At 65.1% G+C, this 25,552-nt stretch carries 26 protein-coding genes and 1 riboswitch; of the genes, 15 read left to right on the top strand and 11 right to left on the bottom strand.

Annotated elements, in window-relative coordinates; genetic code table 11:
• The first annotated feature begins 81 nt into the window (after positions 1–81).
• From JY96_RS17775 to clsB, 8 genes are all read left to right on the top strand, one after another.
• On the top strand, positions 82–1,533 hold the full coding sequence (locus JY96_RS17775) for a sodium:solute symporter family protein (protein ID WP_035039502.1): 1,452 nt from the start codon (positions 82–84) through the stop codon (positions 1,531–1,533).
• Between the two features lie 151 nt (positions 1,534–1,684).
• Positions 1,685–2,017 (top strand): FmdB family zinc ribbon protein, encoded by a 333-nt coding sequence (locus tag JY96_RS22955; RefSeq protein WP_035039500.1) that lies wholly within the window; start codon positions 1,685–1,687, stop codon positions 2,015–2,017.
• A 29-nt stretch (positions 2,018–2,046) separates the two neighbouring features.
• Positions 2,047–2,721: a DUF502 domain-containing protein gene (locus JY96_RS17765; RefSeq protein ID WP_035039498.1), complete on the top strand. Its 675-nt coding sequence runs from the start codon at positions 2,047–2,049 to the stop codon at positions 2,719–2,721.
• Between the two features lie 72 nt (positions 2,722–2,793).
• Complete coding sequence (aspS, locus tag JY96_RS17760) at positions 2,794–4,593, top strand: aspartate--tRNA ligase (RefSeq protein ID WP_035039497.1); 1,800 nt, start codon at positions 2,794–2,796, stop codon at positions 4,591–4,593.
• A 146-nt stretch (positions 4,594–4,739) separates the two neighbouring features.
• Positions 4,740–5,546, top strand: a complete 807-nt coding sequence (locus tag JY96_RS17755) for a CsgG/HfaB family protein (RefSeq protein ID WP_035039495.1) — start codon at positions 4,740–4,742, stop codon at positions 5,544–5,546.
• Positions 5,547–5,592: 46 nt separating this feature from the next.
• Positions 5,593–6,066, top strand: a complete 474-nt coding sequence (nudB, locus tag JY96_RS17750) for a dihydroneopterin triphosphate diphosphatase (RefSeq protein WP_035039493.1) — start codon at positions 5,593–5,595, stop codon at positions 6,064–6,066.
• Between the two features lie 143 nt (positions 6,067–6,209).
• The gene (locus JY96_RS17745; protein ID WP_035043513.1) at positions 6,210–7,019 is read left to right on the top strand and encodes an endonuclease/exonuclease/phosphatase family protein; all 810 of its coding nucleotides are present in this window, start codon (positions 6,210–6,212) and stop codon (positions 7,017–7,019) included.
• A gap of 6 nt (positions 7,020–7,025) precedes the next feature.
• Positions 7,026–8,345 (top strand): cardiolipin synthase ClsB, encoded by a 1,320-nt coding sequence (gene clsB, locus JY96_RS17740; protein WP_081961384.1) that lies wholly within the window; start codon positions 7,026–7,028, stop codon positions 8,343–8,345.
• Positions 8,346–8,361: 16 nt separating this feature from the next.
• Here the strand turns inward: clsB and JY96_RS17735 are convergent, their stop codons facing one another.
• The 10 genes from JY96_RS17735 to JY96_RS17690 are packed head-to-tail and all read right to left on the bottom strand — an operon-like array spanning position 8,362 to position 18,325.
• Positions 8,362–8,985 (bottom strand): histidine phosphatase family protein, encoded by a 624-nt coding sequence (locus JY96_RS17735; RefSeq protein WP_235333969.1) that lies wholly within the window; start codon positions 8,983–8,985, stop codon positions 8,362–8,364.
• A 21-nt stretch (positions 8,986–9,006) separates the two neighbouring features.
• Positions 9,007–9,876 (bottom strand): adenosylcobinamide-GDP ribazoletransferase, encoded by an 870-nt coding sequence (locus JY96_RS17730; protein ID WP_200883525.1) that lies wholly within the window; start codon positions 9,874–9,876, stop codon positions 9,007–9,009.
• Between the two features lie 7 nt (positions 9,877–9,883).
• Positions 9,884–10,954: a nicotinate-nucleotide--dimethylbenzimidazole phosphoribosyltransferase gene (cobT, locus tag JY96_RS17725; RefSeq protein ID WP_035039491.1), complete on the bottom strand. Its 1,071-nt coding sequence runs from the start codon at positions 10,952–10,954 to the stop codon at positions 9,884–9,886.
• 45 nt (positions 10,955–10,999) lie between these two features.
• Entirely contained in the window at positions 11,000–12,520 is a 1,521-nt protein-coding gene (locus JY96_RS17720; RefSeq protein ID WP_035039489.1) for a cobyric acid synthase, read from the bottom strand.
• Between the two features lie 12 nt (positions 12,521–12,532).
• Positions 12,533–13,102, bottom strand: a complete 570-nt coding sequence (cobO, locus tag JY96_RS17715; protein ID WP_035039488.1) for a cob(I)yrinic acid a,c-diamide adenosyltransferase — start codon at positions 13,100–13,102, stop codon at positions 12,533–12,535.
• A 13-nt stretch (positions 13,103–13,115) separates the two neighbouring features.
• Positions 13,116–13,907: an ABC transporter ATP-binding protein gene (locus JY96_RS17710; RefSeq protein ID WP_035039487.1), complete on the bottom strand. Its 792-nt coding sequence runs from the start codon at positions 13,905–13,907 to the stop codon at positions 13,116–13,118.
• Positions 13,904–14,890, bottom strand: a complete 987-nt coding sequence (locus tag JY96_RS17705) for an iron ABC transporter permease (protein WP_035039486.1) — start codon at positions 14,888–14,890, stop codon at positions 13,904–13,906. The genes JY96_RS17710 and JY96_RS17705 overlap by 4 nt, the downstream gene beginning before the upstream one ends.
• The gene (locus JY96_RS17700; protein ID WP_035039485.1) at positions 14,887–15,816 is read right to left on the bottom strand and encodes an ABC transporter substrate-binding protein; all 930 of its coding nucleotides are present in this window, start codon (positions 15,814–15,816) and stop codon (positions 14,887–14,889) included. Before JY96_RS17700 ends, JY96_RS17705 begins: the two co-directional genes overlap by 4 nt.
• Before the next feature lie 8 nt (positions 15,817–15,824).
• Positions 15,825–16,415, bottom strand: coding sequence for a bifunctional adenosylcobinamide kinase/adenosylcobinamide-phosphate guanylyltransferase (locus tag JY96_RS17695; protein ID WP_035039484.1), 591 nt, complete (start codon positions 16,413–16,415; stop codon positions 15,825–15,827).
• Between the two features lie 14 nt (positions 16,416–16,429).
• Positions 16,430–18,325: a TonB-dependent receptor domain-containing protein gene (locus JY96_RS17690; RefSeq protein ID WP_052162691.1), complete on the bottom strand. Its 1,896-nt coding sequence runs from the start codon at positions 18,323–18,325 to the stop codon at positions 16,430–16,432.
• A 79-nt stretch (positions 18,326–18,404) separates the two neighbouring features.
• Positions 18,405–18,654, bottom strand: a riboswitch (cobalamin riboswitch).
• 71 nt (positions 18,655–18,725) lie between these two features.
• Here JY96_RS17690 and JY96_RS17685 point away from each other — a divergent pair.
• Positions 18,726–18,965 carry a hypothetical protein gene (locus tag JY96_RS17685; protein ID WP_035039483.1) on the top strand — a complete coding sequence of 80 codons (240 nt, stop codon included), beginning with the start codon at positions 18,726–18,728 and terminating at the stop codon, positions 18,963–18,965.
• Between the two features lie 17 nt (positions 18,966–18,982).
• Positions 18,983–19,321, top strand: a complete 339-nt coding sequence (locus JY96_RS17680; RefSeq protein WP_035039482.1) for a cell division protein ZapA — start codon at positions 18,983–18,985, stop codon at positions 19,319–19,321.
• 354 nt (positions 19,322–19,675) lie between these two features.
• On the opposite strand, the gene JY96_RS17675 is transcribed toward JY96_RS17680, so the two are convergent.
• Complete coding sequence (locus tag JY96_RS17675; protein WP_035039481.1) at positions 19,676–20,674, bottom strand: sensor domain-containing diguanylate cyclase; 999 nt, start codon at positions 20,672–20,674, stop codon at positions 19,676–19,678.
• A gap of 243 nt (positions 20,675–20,917) precedes the next feature.
• Between JY96_RS17675 and JY96_RS17670 the strand changes: the two genes are divergently transcribed.
• The 5 genes from JY96_RS17670 (at position 20,918) to JY96_RS17650 (ending at position 25,468) form a co-directional block, all read left to right on the top strand.
• Positions 20,918–21,808: an NAD(P)-dependent oxidoreductase gene (locus JY96_RS17670; RefSeq protein WP_200883524.1), complete on the top strand. Its 891-nt coding sequence runs from the start codon at positions 20,918–20,920 to the stop codon at positions 21,806–21,808.
• A gap of 205 nt (positions 21,809–22,013) precedes the next feature.
• Positions 22,014–22,682 carry a hypothetical protein gene (locus JY96_RS17665; protein ID WP_152606557.1) on the top strand — a complete coding sequence of 223 codons (669 nt, stop codon included), beginning with the start codon at positions 22,014–22,016 and terminating at the stop codon, positions 22,680–22,682.
• Between the two features lie 10 nt (positions 22,683–22,692).
• On the top strand, positions 22,693–23,634 hold the full coding sequence (locus tag JY96_RS17660; RefSeq protein WP_035039479.1) for a 1-phosphofructokinase family hexose kinase: 942 nt from the start codon (positions 22,693–22,695) through the stop codon (positions 23,632–23,634).
• Positions 23,635–23,654: 20 nt separating this feature from the next.
• Positions 23,655–25,055, top strand: a complete 1,401-nt coding sequence (locus JY96_RS17655; protein WP_235333968.1) for a phospholipase D-like domain-containing protein — start codon at positions 23,655–23,657, stop codon at positions 25,053–25,055.
• Positions 25,056–25,270: 215 nt separating this feature from the next.
• The gene (locus JY96_RS17650; protein WP_035039478.1) at positions 25,271–25,468 is read left to right on the top strand and encodes a hypothetical protein; all 198 of its coding nucleotides are present in this window, start codon (positions 25,271–25,273) and stop codon (positions 25,466–25,468) included.
• The last annotated feature ends 84 nt before the right edge of the window (positions 25,469–25,552 follow it).

The raw sequence follows: 25,552 nt of genomic DNA, 5'->3' as shown, positions 1-25,552 counted from the left end.
CCCGCGCCCAAACTGGCCGCGTGAGCCCACCTCGTCCCACTTCGCCCCATTGCCATAACCCCGAGCGAAAAGACTGCTGACATGAACACCACCTTGCTTGCGTTTGTGATCCTGTACCTGGTCGGCACGATGGGCATCGGCATCTACGCGGGCACGCGCATCAAGAGCACCACGGACTTCGCCGTCGCCGGCCGCAGCCTGCCGCTGGCCATGGTGATCACGACCACGTTTGCCACCTGGTTCGGTGCCGAGACGGTGATGGGCATACCGGCCAAGTTCGTGCAGGGCGGGTTGAATGCCGTGGTGGAAGACCCGTTTGGCGCCTCCATGTGCCTGGTACTGGTGGGCGCCTTCTTCGCCTCGCGCCTGTACAAGATGAGCTTGCTGACCATAGGTGACTTCTACCGTCATCGTTTTGGCGAGGGCGTTGAAATCTTCTGCTCGATCGCCATCATCCTGAGCTACCTGGGCTGGGTGGCCGCACAGATCACGGCGCTGGGTCTGGTGTTCTCGGTGCTGTCGGGCGGGGCCATTGCGCCGGCCACCGGCATGATCATCGGGACCTCGCTGGTGCTGGTGTATGTGTTGATCGGCGGCATGCTGGCCGTGGCCTGGACGGACTTCATCCAGATGATCGTGCTGGTCGTGGGCCTGTCGCTGATCGCCGTGATGGCCGGCCACCAGGCAGGCGGCGCCGACAAGGTGCTGGACATGGCCAAGGCCAATGACTGGTTCAAGATCCTGCCGGCCGAGCACACGGCCAAGAACTGGATTTTCTTCATCGGCACGGCCGTGACCATGATGCTGGGCTCCATCCCGCAGCAGGACGTGTTCCAGCGCGTGATGTCGGCCAAGGACAGCGCCACGGCCAAGAAAGGCGCCATGATCGGCGGCTTCAGCTACCTGGCCTTTGCCTTCGTGCCCATGTTCATCGTGGCCTCTTCGCTGATCATCATGCCCGCGGAGACCAAGGAACTGCTGGCCAATGACCCGCAGAAGGTCCTGCCCACGCTGATCCTGACCAAGATGCCGCTGATCGCCCAGATCTTCTTCTTCGGCGCCCTGGTGTCGGCCATCAAGTCGACCTCCTCGGCCACGCTGCTGGCGCCGTCGACCAGCTTTGTCGAGAACATCCTCAAGAACATCCACCCCGGCATGAGCGACCGCCAGGTGCTGCTGTCGCTGCGGGTCACCATCCTGGTCTTCACGGGGCTGGTGCTGACCTACGCCATCAAGATGCAAGGTACGGCCATTTACGACCTGGTGTCGTCGGCCTATCAGGTCACGCTGGTGGGCGCCTTCGTGCCGCTGACCTTCGGTCTGTACTGGGGCCGTGCCACCACGCAGGGCGCCATCCTGTCCATCGTGGGCGGCATCGGGGTGTGGGGCGCATTCATGGCCAACAGCGCCTGGGGAGAGCTCTTTCCAGGGCAATTGGCCGGCTTGCTGGCCGCACTGGCAGGCATGGTGCTGGGTTCGCTGATGCCGCAGTTGATCCCGGATCGCCGTACCCGCGAAGCCCATATGGCCTGATCGGGGCCTGACCGGGGCCACGCAGCCCGGCTTCAGCACCAAATACTGCATTCATCCTGCATTCGTGGGGCAGGACTTGGTCCACTCTTGAAATGACCGGCCAGCGCCCCAACTAGAATGGCGTCTTTACGGGAATGCCCGAGGTTTTCACATGCCGATTTACGCTTACCGATGCGAGTCCTGTGGTCACGCCAAGGACGTCTTGCAAAAGATCTCTGACCCGGTTCTGACCACCTGCCCTGCTTGTGGCGCCGAGTCTTTCACCAAACAGGTCACGGCCGCTGGCTTCCAGCTCAAGGGCTCGGGCTGGTATGTCACCGATTTCCGCGGTGGTTCGGGTGGGGCGAGCGCCCCCGCCACGGGCACAGCGGCGGCGTCCACGGCAACGGCTGCCGCTGCCTCTGACAGCGGTACATCGTCCTCATCCTCGTCTGGTGGTGACACGGCCGCCGGCGGTTGCGGCACCTCCTGCGCCTGCCACTGAGCCATTCAGGCCCCAACACAAGGCACCAAGTGAAAAAATACATCCTGACCGGGCTGCTTGTCTGGTTGCCGCTGGCCATCACCATCTGGGTGCTGATGAACGTGGTGGGCACGCTGGACGGCGTGTTTGCCTGGGTCGTCGTGGCCGCCCAGACGGTGCTGCCTGAAAGCCTGCGCCCCCTGTTGCAGGACCTGCGCAACATCCCGGGTCTGAGTGTCATCGTCGTGGTGACCGCCTTGTGGCTGACCGGCGTCGCCGTGACCAACATGGCCGGCCAGTGGATCCTCACCCAGTCGAACCGGATGTTCTCCAACATCCCGATCGTCAAGAGCATCTACACCTCGGTCAAGCAGGTGTCGGACACGCTGTTTTCGAGCAGCGGCCAGGCTTTCCGTGAAGCGGTGCTGGTGCAATACCCCCGCGCCGGCGCCTGGACGATCGCCTTCGTGACGGGCAAACCCAGCGGCGAAGTGGCCCAGCACCTGCCCGGCGACATGCTGACGCTGTACGTGCCGACCACGCCCAACCCCACCTCGGGCTTCATGCTGATGGTGCCGCGCGCGGACGTGATGGCCCTGCACATGACCGTGGACGAGGCGCTCAAGTACATCATTTCCATGGGCGTGGTGGCCCCGCCACCCTCGGCTGCACCGGGCAGTTTGCCCCCGAGTTTGCCCACCGCCGGGCCAACGACCCAATCCTGAACGACAATCGAGGGTTTCGGGCCTGCGCAAAATGCGTGGGCCGCGTGACCTTCATCTCGGAGAAAACCAACAATGCGCACCACTTACTGTGGTCTGGTCAGCGAAGCGCTGATGGGCCAGACCGTGACGCTGATGGGCTGGGCCCACCGTCGCCGCGACCACGGCGGCGTGATCTTCATCGACATGCGTGACCGCGAAGGTCTGGTGCAGGTGGTGTTCGACCCCGACCGCGCCGACTCCTTCAAGATCGCCGAAGACGTGCGCAACGAGTTCTGCCTGAAGGTGACCGGCGTCGTGCGCGCCCGCCCTGCCGGCACGGAAAACGCCGGTCTGACCAGCGGCAAGATCGAAGTGCTGGGCCACACGCTGGAAGTGCTGAACGCCTCCGTGACGCCCCCCTTCCAGATCGACGACGAGAACCTGTCGGAGACGACCCGCCTGACGCACCGCGTGCTGGACCTGCGTCGCCCCTACATGCAGAAGAACCTGATGCTGCGCTACCGCGTGGCCATGGAAGCGCGCAAGTTCCTGGACGAGCACGGTTTTGTCGACATCGAAACCCCGATGCTGACCAAGTCCACGCCCGAAGGCGCCCGCGACTACCTGGTGCCTTCTCGCGTGCACGACGGCCAGTTCTTCGCCCTGCCCCAGTCGCCCCAGCTGTTCAAGCAGCTGCTGATGGTGGCCGGCTTCGACCGCTACTACCAGATCACCAAGTGCTTCCGCGACGAAGACCTGCGTGCTGATCGTCAGCCCGAATTCACCCAGATCGATATTGAAACGAGCTTCCTGACCGAGCAGGAAATCCGTGACATGTTCGAAGGCATGATCCGCCACGTCTTCATGAAGGCGTTGAATGTGGACCTGGGCGCCTACCCCGTCATGAAGTACGCCGACGCGATGCACCGCTTCGGTTCGGACAAGCCCGACCTGCGCGTCAAGCTGGAGTTCACCGAGCTGACCGACGTGATGGCCGATGTGGACTTCAAGGTCTTCTCGACGCCTGCGACGACCAAGGGCGGCCGCGTGGTGGCCCTGTGCGTGCCCGGCGGCGGCACCATGTCGCGCGGCGAGATCGACGCCTACACCGAGTTCGTCAAGATCTACGGCGCCAAGGGCCTGGCCTGGATCAAGGTCAACGAGGTCGCGAAGGGCCGCGAGGGCCTGCAATCGCCCATCGTCAAGAACCTGCACGATGCCGCCATTGCCAAGATCCTGGAGCGCACGGGCGCCAAGGACGGCGACCTGATCTTCTTCGGCGCCGACAAGGAAAAGATCGTCAACGACGCCATCGGTGCGCTGCGCCTGAAGGTGGGCCATTCGGAGTTCGGCAAGAAGGCCGGCCTGTTCGAAGACCGCTGGGCCCCGCTGTGGGTGGTGGACTTCCCGATGTTCGAGTACGACGACGAATCCGAGCGCTGGAACGCCGTGCACCACCCCTTCACCGCACCGAAGGACGGCCACGAAGACTACATGGACACCGATCCCGGCAAGTGCATCGCCAAGGCGTATGACATGGTGCTGAACGGCTGGGAACTGGGTGGCGGCTCGATCCGTATCCACCGCGCCGAGGTGCAGTCCAAGGTCTTCAAGGCCCTGAACATCACCGACGAAGACGCCAAGGTCAAGTTCGGCTTCCTGCTGGATGCGCTGCAATATGGCGCGCCCCCGCACGGTGGCCTGGCCTTCGGTCTGGACCGCCTGGTCACCCTGATGACCAAGGCCGAGTCTATCCGTGACGTGATCGCCTTCCCCAAGACGCAACGTGCGCAGTGTCTGCTGACGGGCGCACCGTCCAACGTCGACGAGAAGCAGTTGCGCGAGCTGCACATCCGCCTGCGCAATGCGGCGGCTGCCACGCCAGCGGCTTGATGCACTGACGAGCGACGCCAAAGAGACACCCAAGAGGGGCGGTTGATCCGCCCTGCCTCTTGCGTAAACTCCTGCGGGCCACCCATGCGGTGGCCCGTTTTCATTTTCGGCATCCCCTTCAAGCATCACATTCAGGATCGACCACCATGCGCGCAGCCACCACCGCTTTGCTGATCTCTTCTCTGGCTCTGGGCCTGGCCGGCTGCAAGGACAAGACCCCGCAGTCGTCGACCGAACTGGGCCAGGGTGGCTCGATGGTCAGTGGCTCGGCGGGCCCCAAAGGCGCGCAAGGCGCAGACGCGTCGCTCGTGAAGTGCGACAGCCCGGTGGCCACGCTGGCCCTGGCCGAGAACCCCGATGGCTACACGATGAGCAGCCATTACCAACTGCCCGCTTCGCCCGTGCCGCTGATCAAGTTGCTGGCGCAGCAAAGCGGCTGCTTCCGGGTGGTGGACCGCGCAGCCGGCCTGCGCAACACCATGCAGGAATCCCAATTGAAGGAAGCCGGCATCGTGCGCGCCGACAGCACGGTGCACAAGGGCAAGGGTTACGAAGCCCAGTACACCATCATCCCCAGCCTGACCTTCAGCGAGCAGGATGCGGGGCGCGGCATCGCGGGTGTCATCGGCAGCATCCCGGTGTTGCGCGACATCGCCGGGCTGGCAGGCCTGCTGGAGCAGGTCAAGCTGAAGGAGGCCCAGGTGGCCCTGCTGCTGACCGACAACGAAACCACCGAGCAACTGGCTGCGGCCACGGGTTCTGCCCGTACAACCGACCTCGGTTTGGGTGGGCTCGTGATCAGCAAGCTGGGCGGTGGCGCCGGCCTGGGTTGGAGCAACACCAATGAAGGCAAGGTGATCGCCGCCGCCTTTCTGGATGCACACAACAAGCTGGTGGCCCAGGTGAGGCAGTTGCAGGCCAAGAGCTTGCCCCCCGCCGTCGCCACGAAATAAAGCCTGCTGAAAGCGCCTGTGGCGCGCACGTGCCACACTTGGCTTCATGTCTGATACGCCTTACAAAATCCCGCTGTCCGTGCTGGTGGTGATCTACACGCCCGAGCTGGATGTGCTGCTGATCGAGCGCGCCAAGCAACCCGGCTTCTGGCAGAGCGTCACCGGTTCCAAGGACGCGCTGGACGAGCCCTGGCAGGCCACCGCCGTCCGTGAAGTGCAGGAAGAGACCGGCATCGTGGCGGGCTCGCCTGAGGTCCCCCTGGCTGCCCTGAGCGACTGGGCAGTGGAAAACGTCTACGAGATCTACCCGGTGTGGCGCCACCGCTATGCCCCGGGCGTCACCCACAACACCGAGCGCGTGTTTGGCCTGCGCGTGCCGCGCGGCACGCCGATCACCCTGGCGCCCCGCGAGCACACGCAGTACGTCTGGCTGCCCTGGCAGGAAGCGGCCGACCGTTGTTTTTCGCCCTCCAACGCCGAGGCCATCCTGCAGCTGCCACAGCGCCTCACCGCCCCCTGAGACCCGCCCAGACTTGCTGCGGCAAGTCAAACAGCCAAGCAGACGGGGAAAGCCCCCGTTTGAAACCCTGCTCAAAGCCCCGCAGTTGCGGTTATCTTTGACACCATAGGGTTGCCCTTGTTTCGCTGCCGAACATTGCCGTGCTGAATCCCCTCCAGTCTTCCCTGCTGCCACCGTCCACGCTGTCCTCGCGCAGCCTGCGGGTGGCCACGTACAACATCCACAAAGGTGTGCGAGGGCTGGGGCCCACCAAACGCCTGGAAATCCACAACCTGGGGCTGGCCGTGGAGGCCATGGACGCCGACATCGTCTGCCTGCAGGAGGTGCGGCGCTTCCACCATACCGATGCGCAGCGCTTCTCCAGAACGGATTTCGGCCCGCTGTGCTGGCCCAATGTGCCGCAGGCCGAGTACCTGGCGCCAGAGGGCTACGAGGTGGCTTACCGCACCAATGCGGTGACCAAGAACGGCGAGCATGGCAATGCCCTGCTGGCGCGCTGGCCGCTGGGCCATATCGGGCACCATGATGTTTCCGACCATCGGTTCGAGCAACGCGGCTTCCTGCACGTGTCGGTGCACTGGCGCGGTGTGGAGATCCATGTGGTGGTGGTGCACCTGGGCCTGATCCACGCCAGCCGGGTGCGGCAGGCCGAGCGCCTGGCCCAGCTGGTGCAGGAGCACATCCCACCGGGCGCGCCGGTCGTGATCGCGGGCGACTTCAACGACTGGAACGAAAAGCTTGATGCCATCCTGGAGTCGGCCGGCACGAAGCGCGCCAGCGTGGGTGATGCCGACCGCACGCCCACCTTCCCTTCGCTGGTGCCCGTCCTGGCGCTGGACCGCGTCTACACGCGCGGCATGCACTGCCAGTCCATCATGGTGCCGCGTGGCGGCGCCTGGGCCCGGTTGTCAGACCATTTGCCGCTGGTGGTGGAGCTGGATCTGGCGTCCTGACCGATCATGCTGGAGCACGCATCCCCGGATGAAGAGGCGGATGACTCGCTGAGGAGGCTGGCCTGGTATGCCCAGCGCAAGCCTGTGTTCACCGGGGGCAACCAGGTCACGCTGCTGCGTGGCGGCAAGGAACTGTTCCCGGCGCTGAGCGACGGCATCGACCGGGCACGCCGCAGCGTGTGGCTGGCGCTCTACATCGTGTCGCCACTGGGGCAAAGCGGCGGTGTGCTGCAGTCGCTCAAGCGCGCAGCGCGGCGCGGTGTCCATGTGCACCTGGTGGTGGATGGTTTTGGCTCGGGTGAAGCGCCACAGAGCCTGTGGCAGGAGCTGGAGAAGGCGGGCGTGAAGCTGGCCATCTACCGGCCGATGCACAGGCTGTGGGGGCTGCTGGACACCAGCCAGTGGCGGCGCATGCACATGAAGCTGTGCGTGATCGATGAGGAACAGGCCTTTGTGGGCGGCATCAACCTGATCGACGACCACTTCGACCTCACCCATGGCTGGTCAGACCAGCCGCGCCTGGACTATGCAGTGCAGGCGCGGGGCCCCGTGATCACGCCGGTGCTGCACACCATCAAGGCGGTGTGGACCCGCGCGCAGTTTGGCCGCGACTGGCGCGATGACCTCAGCCACCTCATGCAGGATGAGCACAAGCTCAAGCGCCTGAGACACTGGGTGCAACAGGCCCGCATGCGCCTGAACCCGCGCGAACAGGGCAAGCTGGCGCATGCCGCGGCGCTGCACGTGCCCATGCGCAGCGCCTTTGTGATGCGAGACAACCTGCGGCAGCGCCGCACCATCGAGCAATCCGCGCTGCAGGCGATCAACCGGGCGCGCCAACGCATCGACATCGTGACGCCCTACTTCTACCCACGCCGGGCGATCAGGCTGGCACTGCGTGCGGCGGCTGCTCGCGGTGTGGCCGTGCGCCTGCTGCTGCAAGGCAAGCTGGATTTCCAGATTGCGGGCCTGGCCGCCCGGGTGCTGTATGGCGAGATGCAGCAGCAAGGCGTGCGCATCTTCGAGTACCAGCCGGCCTTTCTGCATGCCAAGGTGCTGTGCGTGGACGATGAGTGGGCGACGATCGGCTCGTCCAACCTCGACCCTTTGTCGCTGGTGCTGAACCTGGAGGGCAACCTCATCGTCCGGGACAGGCAGTTCGTGCGCGAGCTGTCGGATGCGCTGAGCGTGGACTTTGCGCAAAGCCGCGAAGTCAAACAGGCCGACGAGCACACCTCGCGCTGGATCACGCGCCTGCGGCGGGGGTTCGTGCGCCAGCTGGCCAAGGCCTATCTGCGGCTGGCTGGGGCGGCTGGGCGCTATTGAGCGCGTATCGAAGGCCTCATCGCCCACTCGCCCCGGCCAGCTTCACAAGCTGCATTGGCCGACACTGCCCGTAAGCCGGTGGCGCAGGCCATTGCGCCGGGCTGCTCGGGCGATCTGAACGGGTGATCAACCATTCGAGGGTCAACATCCAGCCGGCATGCCCCACCACCAGCCAGGTCGCAGGGCCGCCGCCCTGGCTTTGCTGGTGTGCCCGCTCGGCCCAATCCTCCACGCGCTGAAACAGCCTGGCCAGGTTCTCGCCACCGCCTGGCGGGTGGTGCAGGAAGTCATCGCACCAGGCGTCCACTTGTGCCCGTGCAATGCCAGACCATGCTCGCCCATCCCAGTCCCCGAAATCCATCTCCAGCAGGGCCGGGTCGATGTGGTGACGCCAACCCCATGAACGCAACACCTGCCCGACCTGGGCGCAGCGTTGCAACGGCGAGGTGTGGATCACATGAGGCCAGCCAAACCGGCGCGCCTGCTTGCGGATGCGGTGGGCCAGGCGCTTGGCCTTGCGCCGGTCCACGGGTACGTCCGTCCGGCCGATGCAACGCCCTGCCACATCGCGCGGGCGTGGGTGACGCCAGACCCAGCACGATGCAGGGCCGCAAGCCATGTGGGCGGCTACGGTGGGCATGGTCTTCAGCGACAAGGGGCGTCAGGCCACCGGGTGCACCACGGCCAGCCAGGCCATCAGGCCCAGGACTTCGGTGATCTGCTGGCTGGCGCCCAGGGTGTCACCGGTGAAGCCGCCCAGGCGCTTGTGGAACCAACGGGCGCAGACCACCGCGCCCAACACCATCGCCAATGTGGACTTCAGCATGGCAGCCAGCAAGGTCCCTTCAGGCCAGCCCGTGAAGCTGAACCAGAGCCACATCAGGCCGGCCACGGCCCCCGTCACCACCACAGCCGCCAGCAGGTTGGGCCAGGACACCTGCATGGCCAGTGGCTTGGCCTTGGCGTGGTCCAGGTCACCGGCATAAGGCAGGAAGCGGATCAGGCAGACCGGCACCAGGCGCGAAGCGGCATGACACCAGATCATGGCCATCATGGTCCACGCCAACAAGACCTGGCGAACGTGGCTGGACTCTGCGCTGTCGAGCTCATTGAACAAAGGTGTGGCCAGCGAGGCCAGCACGGCTGCCTTGAGCAGCAGCATGAGGATCAAGCCCAGTGCGCCGTAAGAGCCGAGCCGCGAGTCCTTCATGATGGTCAGGGCACGCTCGCGGCTGACGGCTCCGCCCAGGCCATCACAGGTGTCGGCCAGCCCGTCTTCATGGAAGCCGCCGGTCAGCCACACGGTGAACGCCATGCTGAGCACCACAGCCACCGCCGGTGGCCACCAGAAGGCCGTGGCGGCCAGCACCAAGGCCCCCGCCAGGCCGACCAGGGCGCCGATCAAGGGAAAGTAGCGCAGGCAGCCCTGCAACCAGGTCGGCTCGAAACCCACCCAGCCCGGCACAGGCACCCGCGTGAGGAACTGCAAGGCGATCAGGCTCAGGCGGATTTCGTGCAGCAGGGCTTTCATGCCCGCATCATGCCTCGTCTGCAGGGCGTTGGCCGGCGTCCTGGTCCGAACTGCTCACGCCTGCGGCTTCGAAGCTGGCCATCTCCCGCAGGATGCGGCAAGCCGACTCCAGCAAGGGCCAGGCCAGCGCGGCACCGGAGCCTTCACCCAGACGCAGGTTGAGCTTGAGCAAGGGTTTGGCGTTGAGGTGCTTGAGCAGCAAGGCATGGCCGGATTCGTCCGACTGGTGGGCAAACACGCAGCGTTGCAGCACCAGCGGTTGCATGCGGGATGCGACCAGCACGGCGCTGCTGGTGATGAAACCATCGACCACGATCACGCGGTTTTCAGCGGCTGCCTGCAGGATGGCACCCACCATCATCGCGATCTCGAAGCCACCGAAGGCGGCCAGCGTGGCCATGGGCGAAACCGCGTCCACATGCAACGAGAGCACCTCGCGCAAGATGTCCAGCTTGCGTTGGTAGGCCGTGTCGTCCAGGCCCGTGCCACGGCCGGCGCAGGCCAGCAAGGGCTCACCCAGCAGGCGCGCCATCAACAAGGTGGCGCTCGATGTGTTGCCGATGCCCATTTCACCCAGCAGCACGGTGTTGCCTGGCAAGCTGCGGATCACCTCCTGGCCCTGCGCGATGGCCAGTTCGCATTGCGCCGCGCTCATGGCCGCCTGGCGAGAACTGTCAGCCGTACCGGGTGCCACCTTGCGGATCTGCAGCCCGGCACGCGGTGCGAAGTCATGCGCCACGCCGGCATCAACCACAGTCAGGGCCAGGCCATGCTGGCGTGCCAGCACGCTCACCGCCGCCCCACCGGCCAGGAAGTTCTCGACCATCTGCCAGGTCACGTCGCTCGGGTAGGCCGACACGCCTCGCGCGGCCAGGCCATGGTCGCCCGCGAACACCACCATCTGCGGCTGCACCAGTTGCGGATCCAGCCTGGACTGGATCAGGCCCAGTTGGCGGCCCAGCGTTTCAAGCTGCCCAAGTGCGCCCAGGGGTTTGGTCTTGTGGTCGATCAGGTGCTGCAGGCCTTGCGCCAGTTCGGCTTGGGAGAGATCGGAGATCGAAGGGAGAGCAAAAGACATGTTGTAGTGGGTTCAGGTAAAGGGGCATTCAAAGCGCGCCGGCCATCAGCGTTGCAGCAAACGCATCAAGGAGCCGGGTAAAAAATGGCGATCGATCACATCGGCCAGGCCATCGAACACCGCATCCAGGGTGCGCACATGCTGGCCGAACAGCGCCCGCAAGACAGCAGGCGACTCGAACAGGCCGTGCACATACAGCCCCAGCACCTCGTCGCGTTGCCAGCCCAGCGGCGTACCCGCGTCGTCGGTGATGAGTGCTTGGGGCGATGTTGGCCCCTCCGCCCAGCTGGTCTGGCCATGGTGGATCTCGTAGCCTTCAAAGCACAGGCCGTGCAAGGCTGACCAGGCGGTAGCAGGCAGACCAGGCCTGGCGCGGCATTCAACCTGCACGGCGCGCAGCGACTTGGCCTGCGCAAAGTGTGTCTCGATGGGCAGCAAGCCCAGGCCAAGCGAACTGGTGGCCGTGGCGCCCGCCGCCCCGAGGCCCTCGACGCCATGGTGATCCTGCACGCTGTGGCCCAGCATCTGAAGGCCACCACAGATGCCCAGCACCGCCCGCCCTTGCGCAGCGTGGGCCTGGATGGCGTGGCCCAAGCCTTGCGCTTGCAACCAGGCCAGGTCGGCCCGGGTGTGTTTGGAGCCAGGCAGGATGACCCAATCGGCGCCATCCAGATCACGTGGCTGGCGTGCCCACACGATGCGCACATCGGGCAAGTTGCGCAGGGGCTGGAACTCGTCGAGGTTGCTGATGTGCGGGTAGGCCACGATGGCGATGCGCCGTGTGGCCAGGTTGCGCGAACCACTCAAAGAGCCATGGTCGTCGTACAGGCCGTCTTCCTCGGGCAGGCCATGGCCACGCAGCATGGGCAGCACGGCCAGCGTGGGCACGCCCGTGAGCGCCTGCAATTGCGCAGGGCCCGGTTCCAGCAAGGTGGCGTCACCCCGAAAACGATTGAGCACGAAGCCCTTGATCAGGGCGCGTTCGTGTGCAGGCAGCAGTTGATGCGTGCCGTACAGATGGGCAAAGGCACCGCCCCGGTCGATGTCCGTTACCAGCAGGCAGGCGGCCCGGGCAGCCAGCGCAGCGCGCATGTTGACGAAATCGTTGTCATGCAAGTTGATCTCGGCCGGTGAGCCCGCGCCTTCGATCACGACCACATCGTGATCTGCCATCAGCGAGGCCAATGCTGCTTCAGCATGCAGCCACAGCAGCTCGCTGCGCGAGCGCCAGGGCATGGTCGAGTAGTCACGCCGCACCTGACCCATCACCACCACCTGGCTGGCGGTGTCGCACTCGGGCTTGAGCAGCACCGGGTTCATGCGGACGTCAGGCACGGTGCGCGCAGCCAGGGCCTGAAAGTATTGGGCCGAACCGATCTCACCCAGCTCGGTAGCCAGATCACCACCGAGCCCTGGCACGACGCGGGCGTTGTTGCTCATGTTCTGCGCCTTGAACGGCGCTACCTTGAGCCCTTGCCGCGCGTACCAGCGGCACAAGGCGGTGGTCAGCCAGCTTTTGCCGGCCCCACTGCTGGTGCCCAGCACCATGACAGCACGCGCGCTCATGCCGGTGCCGGCTCAGTCTTCAATGCCACGCTGCGCGGGGATGCCCGCCTCGTAGGCATGCTTGATCTTGCGCACCTCGCTGACCGTGTCCGCCACGGCGATGATTTCCGCCGGGCAATCACGGCCCGTGATCACCACGTGGACCTCCTTGGGGCGGGACACCAGGGTCTGCACGACCTCGTCCAGCGGCACCCAGCCGTAGATGATCGGGTAGGTCATCTCGTCGAGCACCACCAGGAAGAACTCGCCGCTGCGGATGGCCTCGGCGGCACGCGCCCAGCCTTGCCGCGCCAGCTCGGCGGAGCGCTCCAGGTCCTTGCTCTTCCAGCTGAAGCCGTCACCCAGGCCCTCGATGGGCACGCCCAGTTGTTCGAAGGCACGGTGCTCGCCAAAGCGTGCGCTGGGCACCTTCATGAACTGGAAGATCTTGACGGGCTTGCCACGGCCGTGGGCACGCAGGGCCAGGCCGAATGCAGCCGTGCTCTTGCCCTTGCCATCGCCGGTGTTGACAATCAGGAGGCCACGGCGCTCGGCGCGCTCTTGCTGTTGAGGGGCTTCGGTCGGAGGGTTTTGGATGTCCATGGTGGCAGGTACCTCAAAAGGATGGCAGGACGACCCAGCGTTGCGCCACGCGGGTGATGGTCACAGCCTGATCAAAAACGGATTCGATGGCGCGGTGCACAGCAGGGTCATCGCGGTGGCCTTGCATCACCACGCGGCCCGCCTGCATGACGAGCAGGCGATCAGCAGCCAGGGCCAGCGGCAACTCGTGCAACACGCTGACGACGCAACGCCCCTTGTCGGCTTCGCGCCGCAACACACGGGCCAGCATGCGCTGATGAGGGGCATCCAGGTGCGACACGGGCTCGTCCAGCAGCATGACAGGTGCCTGCACGGCCAATGTGCGCGCCAGGTGAACACGCTGGCGCTCGCCCCCGGACAGCGCAGCCATGCACCTGTCGGCAGCCCAGGCCATGTCGCTGTCCTGCAGCGCTTGAGACACGGCGCCACGATCGGCCGCCCGCATGCCGGAGAGCCCCAACCAGCCCTGATGCGGCACGCGCCCCAGCGCGACCACATCGCGCACCGCCATGGCAGGGTCGCCACCCGCATCCTGCCCCAGCCAGGCCAGATGCCGCGCACGGGCCCGACTCGGCCAGTGGGCCAGCGCCTGCCCTTGCAACTTGATCTCGCCGGACTGCGGTGCCATCAGGCCGGCCAGGCAGCGCAACAAGGTGGACTTGCCCGCCCCGTTCGGCCCCACGATGGCCAGCCACTCGCTGGTCTGCGCGCGCAGGCCCACGTCGTGCAGCACCTGGCGCTCACCATGGCTGGCGCACAGGCGGGTGGCTTCGATGGCAAGCGGGTGGTGGCGCGTGGTGCTCATGCGGCTCTCCGGTGCAGCAACACCAGCAGATAGACCCCGCCCATCACGGCAGTCAGCACGCCCACGGGCAACTCCTGCGGCGCGATCAGGCCACGCGCCAGCACATCGGCGGCCAGCAACAGCGTACCGCCCAGCAAACTGGAAGCCCACAGCATGGATGCATGCCGCGCGCCAGCCCACGGCCGCGCGAGGTGAGGCGCCACCAGGCCCACAAAGGCCACCAGCCCGGCCTGCGCCACGGCCGCGGCCGTGCTCAGGGCCAGCACGCCGACCAGCACGCCACGGGCCGCCCCCAATGGGATGCCCAGGGTGCGTGCCGTGTCCTCACCCAGGCTCAGGGCGTCCAGCACGCGGGACAAGGTCCAGGCCACAGGCAAGGTCACCGCCAGCACCAGGCCCATCAAGCCGCAGGCCTGCCAGCTCAGCATGGCGGTATTGCCCAGCATGAAGGCGCGCATGGTGCGCCAGGCCTCGGCGGACCACAGCAACACGAGTTCGGTCAGGGCACCGAGCACCACGCCCACCACCACACCGCCCAGCAGAAGCCGCATGGTCTGCGTGGCGCCTCGCGACAGCATCAATGTCAAGGACACGCCGCCCACGGCGCCGATGAAGGCGGCGCCCGTCAAGCCAAGGCCCGCCAACCAACCCGATGAGACCGCCCAGGACTGCCCCACCGTCAGCATCAGGACCATGCTCAGGCACGCCCCCGACGAACTGCCTAGCAGATACGGCTCGGCCAGCGGATTGCGAAACAGGCCTTGTGCCACCGCACCACCCAGGCCCAGCAAAGCGCCCACCAGCAAGGCCCCGAAGGTGCGCGGCGCGCGGATCTCCCAAACGATCTGGCGCAGGCTCTCATCGGACCAGGCCACCAATGGCGACTGCCAGCCTGTGCTGCCCAGGCTCAGCCCGGCCCAGACCAGCGCCAGCATCAGCACGCACAGCGCGGCCACACCCAGCCAGGCTGGCGGGTTCTTCATGGCTGCCCCTTGTGCGAGGCAGGCAGGCGGCTTGCGTAGTTGCTCAGGCAACGCGCTAACACACCCGCCGCCAGCCCAAGCCGAGGGCCAGGCCTGGCCAGCAGGTCATAGTCGGCATGCGTCATGGGGCAGACCTGCCCGGCTGCCACCGCCTTCATGCGCGCCCAACCAGGCCGCGCCGACAAGCCGGCCACGTCATCCGCGGGCATCATGATCAGATCAGGCTGGGCACGCACCACGAACTCGGGGTTGAGTTTGGGAAAAGGCCCCAAGGATGCGGGCACGACGTTGGCCGCACCCAGCCTTGTCAGCAACTGCCCGATGAACGAGGCTTCACCCGCGGCATAAGGCGTCGAGCCCACTTCGACATACACACGTGCACCGCGCACCTTGGCCGGCACACCCGCAGCGGCCACGTCGACCTCGGCCTGCATGGCCTGCCAGCGCACGGCTGCGGCCTGTGGCTGCCCGATCAACACGGCCACCTTGTTGAACAGCCTTTGCACCTGGGGCAGGTCCTGCGCATCCAGCTCGGCCACCGTGAGGCCCAGCGCGCGCAAGCGGCTGGCCACGCGTGAAGAAGGCGCCACCAGCACCAGATCCGGCCGCCGCGCCACGATCAATTCGATGTTGGCATCGTCCAGCCCGCCCAGCTTGGGCAAGGCTTGCACGGTAGCCGGCCAGTTGGACCATCGATCAGTGGCCACCACCTTGCCGCAAGCACCCAGCGCACAGACGGTCTCCGTCAAGGAAGGCAACATCGTCACGATGCGTTGTGGCGGCCTGTCCAGGTGCACCGTCGCACCCTGGTCATCAACCACGCTGATGGCGCTGGCATGCGCAGGCTCCCCCGACAACAAGGCCAGGATGGCCGCCAGCAGACACAGGCCCAGCCCGCGCATCAGGTTGCTTGTTCTGGCACTCATCGGTGCGCTCATGCCCAGACCTCGACATCACGGGTGAAGGCTTGCCCGGCGGCCATCAAGGTGATCTGTGCACACGCCTGCGCCACGTCCTGATTGAGCCGGCCCAGCTCATCCACGAAGTGCCGAACCTCCGCCCCCATCGGGATCACACCGCAGCCGATCTCGTTGGACACCAGCAGCACAGGGCTGGCCAATTCTTCCTTCAAGGCAGACAGGAGATCCATCCGCAGGTCCGACCAGACTGCCTGCGCCGTGGCCATCGACACAGGGCTCGGGACATGGTCTGGCGCATGCATGGGCATCAGCGCATTGGCCAGCCACAAGCTCAGGCAGTCCACGATCAGCAGGCGCCCTGGCTCGGCGGCGGCACGCAAGGCCGCCCCCAGATGCACGGGCGCCTCCGCCGTGTCGAAGCCCTGAGGCCGATCCGCCCGATGCCGCGCGATGCGTTCACGCATCTCATCGTCCGAGGCCACAGCAGTGGCCAGCACGGTCACGCTGTGCGCATCGGACTGAGCCAGCCACCTCAAACCCAGCCGCTCGGCATGGCGCGACTTGCCGCTGCGTTGGCCGCCGATGATGAGGTGGTGTGACTGCATGAGGATAAAAGACTTTACTTCAGCACATAGCGCATGCCAACAAACAAGCTGGCACCGGGCGTTGCGAAGTCTTGTACCAAAACATATTTTTTGTCGAAGACGTTGTTGGCTCGTGCAAAGACCAACAAGCCATCCGTCATGCGATAGCTCGCCGTCAGGTTGAACAAGGCGTAGCCAGCCAAAGCCTGCGTATTCGCCGCGTCCACAAATCGTCTGCCATACGCCTGGACTTCGCCTCCAACATTCATGTTGCCGATATCGCGACTCACGGCGAATTTGGCAGCCTTTTGGGCTCGATAGATGAGTGTCTTGCCCAGGACATCATCTTTCGGATCTTGCAGATCCAGACTACCAGACACCTTGTACTCGGCCATCTTGCCGCTGGATGCCAGAGTCCAACCAGTGAGCGTGGCACTGGCCACATTGGAGGGGGTATAGCCGTAAGTCGTCACGAAGGTGGGATCGATCGGTGCCCACTGGATCAGGTTCTTGATGTCGTTCTGGTAGTAGGTGATCGATACATCAAGGCCAACTGCTTCGTAGTGAAGCGAGGCTTCTTTGTTTACCGCAGTTTCTGGCTTCAAATTCGGGTTGCTGACATCCCCATATGCATCTGCGGGATAGTACAAGTCGTTGAACGAGGGCGCCTTGAACGCCGTCCCCCATGACAGACCGGCTCTCCAGTTGCTGGCCAACTGGTACCCATACGCCAACATGCCAGTGGCCTTGTCACCGAACTGCGAGTTGTTGTCTTGACGGGCGTTGACCTGCAGGGTGTGATCATCCACATGACCAGACCAGCCAGCCAAAATCGAATTGATGCCGCGCTTGTTAACTGCAAAGTTGGTATCGGAGTCCACACGTTGCTCAAGACGCTCCACCCCCAGCAGGGCCGTCCCGACAGGCAACTTGAAATCGTTTTGCCACTGATATTGCGTCTGCGTCGAGCGGAAAAAGGATGAGCGCACACCATTGTCCAGATTGCGACTGTCATCAGTGCTCTGCCCGATCCGCAGCGTGCTGGTCCAGATGTCTGTCAGCTGATTGCGGCTGTAAAGGCTGACGCTGTAGAGCGTCTCTTTCTGCTTATAGTCATCGCTTGCGGGCGTAGAAATGCCACCTGAATCAAAGCGAGTCCACCCATCCGAATACAGGTAGTTGACACCGAATTCATGCCCCTTGAGCGGCGAGTAGGACAGACTGCCTGAACTGCTGGTGCTCTGATAGCCATCCTTATCCGGGTTGTAATAGATGCTCGATGGACTATTGATGGCAGAAAATGAATCGCTGCGCTTGTTAGACACCTGCAAGCCGTAGCGCAGTCCGCCCTTACTGCCCGAGAAGCCCGTGGACAACGCCGATGTGTTGTAGGTGCCATAACCGGCCTCAACAAAAGGCTGCAAAGGGCCTTCCCCGCGCTTGGTGAAGATCTGGATGACGCCGCCAATGGCGTCTGAGCCATACAGCGAAGAAGCCGGGCCACGCACGATCTCGATATGATCGATCTGCTCCAGCGGCATGTATTCCCAGGTTGGGCTGCCCGTTGTCACCGAGCCAACCCGAACGCCGTCCACCAGCAAAAGCACGTGATTGGAGTTGCTGCCTCGGATGAACACGCTTGAGGTCCCGCCCGGGCCGCCGTTTTGCGTGAACTCGATCCCCGGTTGACGGCCCAGCAAGGCCGCCAGCGTGGTTGTTGCTCCGGCTTGTCGAATCTCTTGAGAATCGATCAGGGTCACATCAGAGAGCACTTCAGAGACTCTAGTGTCATGGCGCGTGGCGGTCACCACCACCGGCTCCACGCCATCCTGCGCCTGCGCCATTCCGACGCCAGACAAAGCCAAACCACACGCCACGGCCAAAGCCGAACGCACCCCGGGTGCCACGCGCACCGAGTTCAAAAACAACATGATGAATCAGACAGGACAAAAACCCCCGCCAGCGTCCCCGCAGGCATTGGGCGATATGGCCCGGCGCCGCTCGATGAGCAAGGCCAGGCCCCTTGTCGGCCGGTATCCGGGCTAGGCGGTGCGGCTTGCGAAACCTTCCCAGTCGCTTTCAGGTGACCAGTGGTTGTGAACGCAAGCTGAACCCGTGAGGGCTCGACCGCCGACCGTTGCGGGGGCAGCGCAGGTGGGGCTGGCGTCATCGGCAAAATCGTGACGCGGCAGCCTTCCTGCTTCCCGTTTAACTGCACCGGGCGAACCCCAGTGCGAGCACCAACGGCGCGGATTGTAAGGCGCCTACAATGTTTGTTCTGCTGTAGAGCCACAAGGCCCCTCCGAACCGGGTGGGTCCCACGATCAGCCCATGTCCAGAATCGACGAACTCACGGACCGCATTGAGCGCCTGCTGCTGCGCCACGAAGAATTGCGCCGCACCAATGCCCTGCTGGAGCAGCAGGTGGTCGTGGCCACGCAGGAGCGCGACTCGCTGCGCGCGCGCCTGGCCGCGGCACGCGCCCGCATCGACGCCCTGATCGACAAGCTGCCCCAGCACCCGGGCGAAGCGGGTGACGGCCACGATGGCAGCGCCCACCCTGACGCCTGATACGAGGCCCGACACGCATGAAGCAGATTGAAGTTTCCATCATGGGCCAGAGCTACCTGCTGGGCTGCCCGGAAGGTGGCGAAGAGCGCCTCAAGGAGGCCGTGCACCAGGTGGACCGCGAGATGTGCGCCATCCGCGACAGCGGCAAGCTCAAGGCCCGTGAGCGCATCGCCGTGCTGGCTGCGCTCAACCTGGCCTACATGCTCACCGAACGGCCTGCCGAGGCCGCCAAAGCGCCATCAGCCAAACAAGCGCAGGCCGCCAACGACGACCCGGCCCTGCCCACGGCCGAGTACATCGACAAGCTGATCAGCCGGCTGGATCAGGCGCTCGACAGCGACGGCCATCTGATTTGATGCGGCCTGATCTGATCGAACGATCTTGTCAAGAAGCCCCTCAAGACGGCGTATTTGCACAGCCAAATCCGGCAAGAGCACGTAGAATGAAATCGTCCGTCGCGTTCGTGGTTGTTTTATTTCCTTGAACCGATGCTATCCGTAGCCAGGGCTTGGAATATTGTGGTGCTGGTGTGATCGTCTCGCGTCAGATGAACCCGAAGTGCCACTGACCTCGCCCACCTGAATCCCCTGGGTTCAGGAATGCGGCAACCAGTCTGCGGCGGGCCTTTGATTCATGCAAAACAGCCAGACCCTTTCGGGATCTGGCTGTTTTCTTTTGTGTCGGCTTGGCAGGCCGTGATCAGGCGATGATCAGTTGGCCGGCACGAACTGGATGCTGGCCAGCGCGATGCGGTTGCCGCCCTTCTCGCGTGCCGAGGCCATGGCGCGGTCTGCACTGCGCATGAGCTCGTCGATGCCACCCGCGGTGTGCGGGAAGCTGGCCACGCCCATGGCCACCGTGAACGGGATCTGCTGGCCGTTGTAAGGCACGATGTGCTGCGCGCATTGGCGGCGCAAGTGCTCCATCCTCGAGTGCGCCGTGGCCAGGCCCACGCCGGACAGCAACACGACAAATCGGTCGCCACCGAGGCGGCATGGGGAGTCCATGGCCCGGGTGTTGGCACGCAGCAAGCGGCCCAGCGCCTCGACCACACGCTCGCAACCATCGACACCATGCATGCGGCGGATTTCATCCAGGTTGTCGATGGACACCGACACCAGGGCGAATTCGCGCTGCTCGCGGCTGGAGAGATCGGCCTCGCGGCGCAGTTGTTCTTCGAAATGGGCGCGATGGTACAAGCCGGACACCGCATCGCGGACCTGGTTGTCCTCGACATCGCGGCGCAGCGCGTCATTGGCTTTTTGCTGCTGCTCCAGCTGGGCCAGCGCCGTCTGCAACTGGGCCTCGCGGCGGCGGGATTCGGTCACATCCTGCCAGACAGACAGCAGCTTGTTGCCACCGCTGGCTTCATCCGTGAAGGCCTGGCGCCAGGTCACGAACTCGTGGCGCCCGGTGCTCAATTCCAGCTTGTGTTCGGCGCGCACGCCATCAGGCACCGCTTGCGCCTGCTGGTCTGCTGCACGCAAGGCCACGGCCTGGGCGGCATCGAAGAGTTCCGCGTCCACCGCCCCGACGACATGTCGATCGGTCAGGCCAAGCAGCCTGGCTGCGGCTTCATTGGCCACGTCGTAACGGCCACTTGCCACGTCCTTGACCAGCACCGCCAGGCCCAGTTGGTCCAGCGCATGCAGGACCTTCTGATTCAAGGCCACGCTTTGCAGCGCTTCAGCTTCTGTGGTTTGGGCCATAAGAATTAGATTGTTTTATGGAATCGACCGGCACCCGGCCTTCCCTGGTGCCAAGCATGAGTCAGCGAATGTTCGCCGAAAATAACCCGCCTGGCTGTCCTTCAAACAAGGGATCTGCCCCGAGTTTCCGCGACATATGCGGTTTTTCGCACACGCGCCGAAGCTGGGATACCCGAATTTGCAAGCAAACCACAGCGCCCCGGCCACCCGAGGTGGCCCCACACCGTACTTTTTGAACCGACCATGACGATCAACACGACTCGGATCAGCCTCCTGGGCTGCGGCCTGATGGGCTCCCCGATGGCACGCCGCCTGCTGGCTGCCGGCTACCCGCTGACGGTCTGGAACCGCACCCGAGCCAAAGCAGAGGCCCTGTCTGCCGACGGCGCCACCGTGGCCAGCACGCCCGCCGAGGCCGTGGCGCAATCCGACATCGTCATCACCATGCTGGAGCACGGCGGTGTGGTGCACGACGTGCTGTTCGACCCGGCACTGCCCGGCGCGGCCAGCAGCCTGAAACCGGGCGCGCTGGTGATCGACATGAGTTCCATCCTGCCGGAACAGGCCCAGCAGCACGCCGCCAGGCTGGCGCAGATAGGCGTGCAGGCCCTGGACGCGCCGGTATCAGGCGGCACCGTCGGCGCCGAAGCCGGCACCCTGGCGATCATGGCCGGGGGGCATGAGGCTGATTTCGAGCGGGCCAGGCCCGTGCTGGAGGTGCTGGGGCGCCCGGTGCATGTCGGCCCGGCGGGCTCGGGCCAGTTGACCAAGCTGGCCAACCAGATGATCGTGGGCATCACCATCGGCGCGGTGGCCGAGGCCCTGCTGATGGCCGAGCGCGGCGGTGCCGACCCGGCGCGCGTTCGCCAGGCCTTGCGCGGTGGTTTTGCCGAGAGCCGCATCCTGGAGGTGCATGGCCTGCGCATGGTCGAGGGTGACTTTGCCAAGCGCGGCTCGCTGGCCATCCAGCTCAAGGATTTGCGCAACGCCCTGCACACCTCTGCGGGTCTGGGCTTTGATGCGCCCATCACCCAGCACCTGGCGGGCCTGTATGAAGATGCGGCTCAACACGGTTTTGCCGAGCTGGACCAGTCCGGGCTTTACCGCGAGTTACAGCGCCGGCAGCCGTCTTGAGCATGATGCGCGACACGACTGTGGCGCGCACGCCTAACGTTCAGCAATATCCTTGATTCCGGGGGCTCACCCACTCACAGGCCGGCTTGTAGGATGGCCCGCCGCGTGCTTGCGTGCTTGACAACGCGGCGACACATCTCCCGTGTTCAATTGGCAACCTGCCGATTGACAACCAGCGATACCCGAACAAGCACAGGCTCCTTTGATGACGTTGAAGACATCCGTATCCACCTTGGTCCTGCTGGCATGGGCCGGCACGGCTTGCGCGGGCAACGCGCCCGAACCTGACAGCCTCCTGGCCGAGTTATCACGCTGCGATGGCCACTTCTTTGCCAGCCTGCACCGCCGCGCCAGCGAGTTGTCGGGCAACCCCTATCTCGCGAAAGGCACCGGGTTCGCCTACTTCAAGGTCGTGGACCGCACCGTGCCGGAGCAAAGCGTGCGCCACTTCAATGCGCCACTGCCCACCGAGCGGCTGGACGTGGTCGGCTATTTCGACGCGCACATGAGCCTGAGCGCCGACGACGCCTTCCTCGCCTGGGGCTTTCTGCTGCGCGCCCCCGCGCAAGAGGTGGCCAAAGCCACGCAGCACCTGATCTGGGACAAGGAGCGGCTGCTGCAGGACGGGCAGCTGTACACCCGCACCGAACTGTGGGACCCGGCGCAGCCCGCCAACGGTTGGCAAAAGGTGGCGACCCCAGGCGGCACCGAATCCCCGCCGGATTCGGTCGAACGTGTGCTGCGCATCGAAGCCGACGAGAAAGACCCTTCGCTGACCCGATTCGGCTGCGTCTTGCAAGGCACGGTGACGCCAGAGATGCTGAAGTCGCTGCGGCCCGACATCAGCGGCGGCAAAACATCAGGAGCGAAATAAACTGCGGCCCATGGCCGACATCCTGACACTGACCATGAACCCCGCGCTCGACATCTACACGTCGATCGACCGGGTTGTGCCCAACCACAAGCTGCGCTGCGCCGCCGCGCAGAACCACCCGGGTGGCGGTGGCATCAATGTGGCGCGGGTCATCCACCGCCTGGGCGGCGATGTGCTGGCCCTGTTCACCGCGGGTGGCGTCACGGGCCAGGTGCTGCAGGCCTTGCTGCAGGCTGAACACATCCCCGCGCAGGCCATCGACATCGCCGGCGAGACACGCGAGAGCTTTTCCGTGCACGAGACCGGCAGCCAGCAGGACTTCCGGTTCGTGCTGCCCGGCCCGACCTTGAGCCCGAGCGAAGCTGCAACGAGCCTGCAGCGGCTCGCTGACCTGGCCTCCTCAGCCCGCTATGTCATTGCGAGCGGCAGCCTGCCCCCCGGCATCCCCGATGACTTTTACGCCCAGGTCACCGCCCAAGTCCAGGCGCTGGGCAGCCGCATGGTGCTCGACACATCCGGGCCAGCCTTGCGGGCCGCGCTGCAGGCCGGTGGCGTCCACCTCGTCAAACCCAGCCTGCGTGAGTTGCGTGAGCTGACGGGCCTGCCCCTGGACACCGAAGCCGACTGGTGCGCCGCCGCCCGCGCGCTCATTGCGCAGGGGCAAACCGAGATCGTGGCGCTGTCATTGGGTGAAGAAGGCGCGCTGCTGGTGTCGGCCACACAGGCGTGGCGCGCCCAGGCGCTGCAAGTCGAAGTGGCCAGCACCATTGGCGCCGGCGACAGCTTCCTGGCGGCGCTGGTCTGGGCGCTGAGCCAGTCTCAGGATCTGGCCACGGCGCTGCGCCAGGCCATGGCCGCAGGTGCTGCGGCATTGCTGTCGTCGGGCACCGCGCTCAGCCAGCCTGCCGACATGGCGCGCCTGCTGCCGGCCGTGCAGCTGCGCCCCGCCTGAGACCACGCGGCCGCGCCAGCATGTCCCACATGATTACCCACCTGCACTGGTCGCTGATTGCCGTGGAGCACGGCATGCTGGTGCTGGCAGGCCTGCTCGTTTACCTGACCTCGACCCGGCTCACGCGTCAGCACCGCCATCCTTCCGCGGCGCTCGCCTGGGTGCTGGTGATCACCTTGCTGCCCTACCTGGGCATCCCGCTGTACCTGCTGTTCGGCGTGCGCAAGGTGCCGCGCGCATCGGGCCGCCCGCGCGGTGCCACAGCGCGCCCGCCTGGCACCGCGGCGCATTGGGCACTGGAGCTGGGTGAGGCGCTCGCCTTGCCTGCGCCGGCTCGCAACCACGCGGTGACCTTTCAAGCCGACGGCCAGGCCGCGCTGAAGCACCTCATGCAACTGGTGGAGCAGGCCCGGCACAGCATCGACATCTGCACCTTCGTGCTGGGCCATGACCCGGTGGCCGCCGATCTGTCTGCCGCACTGGGGCGCGCTTCGGGCCGAGGCGTCAAGGTGCGCATGCTGCTCGATGACGTGGGCAGCTGGGCCACGCCGCGCTCGATGCGGCAAGCCCTGCGCCGCAACGGTGTCGACTTGCAGCTGTTCATGCCGGTGCTGCGCAACATCCGCCGCGGGCGGGTGAACCTGCGCAACCACCGCAAGCTGGTGATCGTTGACAGCCAGCACGTGTGGAGCGGCGGGCGCAACCTGGCCTCGGAGTACTTCGTCACGCAAGGCGCGACGCCCGTGTGGACTGACATCAGTTTCGTGGTCAGCGGCCCGCTGGCACGGCAGGCGCAAGACCTCTATCAGCAAGACTGGCAGGTGGCCAGTGGCGAGATCGGCTTTGTGGATGCGGCCATTGCGGCCCCGCCCGCCCCCACCAGCGGCGCCCTGCTGCAATGGATACCGAGTGGCCCCGACCACGCGGATGACACCCTTTACGCCCTGCTGCTGGCCGCCGCCTACCGCGCAGAACAACGCATCCTGCTGGTGTCGCCCTATTTCGTGCCCGACGACGCGCTGCTGACCGCGTGGTGCATGGCCTGCCGCCGCGGCGTGAAGCTCACGCTCGTCATTCCTGCGCGCTCCAACCATCGGCTCGCCGATGTGGCGCGGTCCCCAGCCTTGCGCGCCTTGATCGCAGCGGGCGCCGATGTCAGGCTGTACCCGCGCATGCTGCATGCCAAGGCCATCATCGTGGACGAGAGCGTGGCGTGGTGCGGCTCGGCCAACCTCGACAGCCGCAGCCTGTTCCTCAATTTCGAGCTGAACACGGCGTTTTATGATGCCAACGCCATCAACTGGCTGTCCGGATGGGCCCAGCAACTGGCCGATGAGAGCGAGCCTGCACCGCGGCAAGCGCCCTCTGCGGCCCGAGAGCTGTTCGAAGGCCTGGTCCGCATCGTCGGCTTCCAGCTTTGATCCAGAACCACAAAGCGGACTCAAGCCCCTTACGGGAAAACCCATGCGCGCGCCAAGCCCCTAGAGCTGCATTGAAACCCTGTGTCTGATGTTGCCAACGCTGTCAACCACTCGTCAAACAGCTGCGTTATCGTTCAGTACCCCAGCCTGTTCGAGGCTTTCGGGGGCTCTTTCTGCTCCAACCAGAGCTCGTTTATCACAGAAGGACATTCGTCATGAAAAAGTCGCTCCTCGTCGCATCGGTTCTCGCTTTGTTTGCCAGCATGTCCTTTGCTCAAGCCCAGACGGCCCCGATGGGCGAACCGGCTGCCACGGCATCGGCACCTGCCAAGCACAAGAAGCACCACAAGGCTGCTCACAAGAGCAAGAAGCACCACAAGGCTGCATCGGCCGCTTCGGGCGCCAGCCAGTAAACTGCAACACAGCCGCTTGCGGCCTTGTTCAAAAAGCCGGGGTTTCCCGGCTTTTGTCATTTCCGTGTGGACTTTGCCCCGAAC

This window comes from Aquabacterium sp. NJ1, assembly GCF_000768065.1.
Taxonomy (GTDB): Bacteria; Pseudomonadota; Gammaproteobacteria; order Burkholderiales; family Burkholderiaceae_C; genus Aquabacterium.
This window is presented reverse-complemented; position numbering and strand designations above follow the sequence as displayed.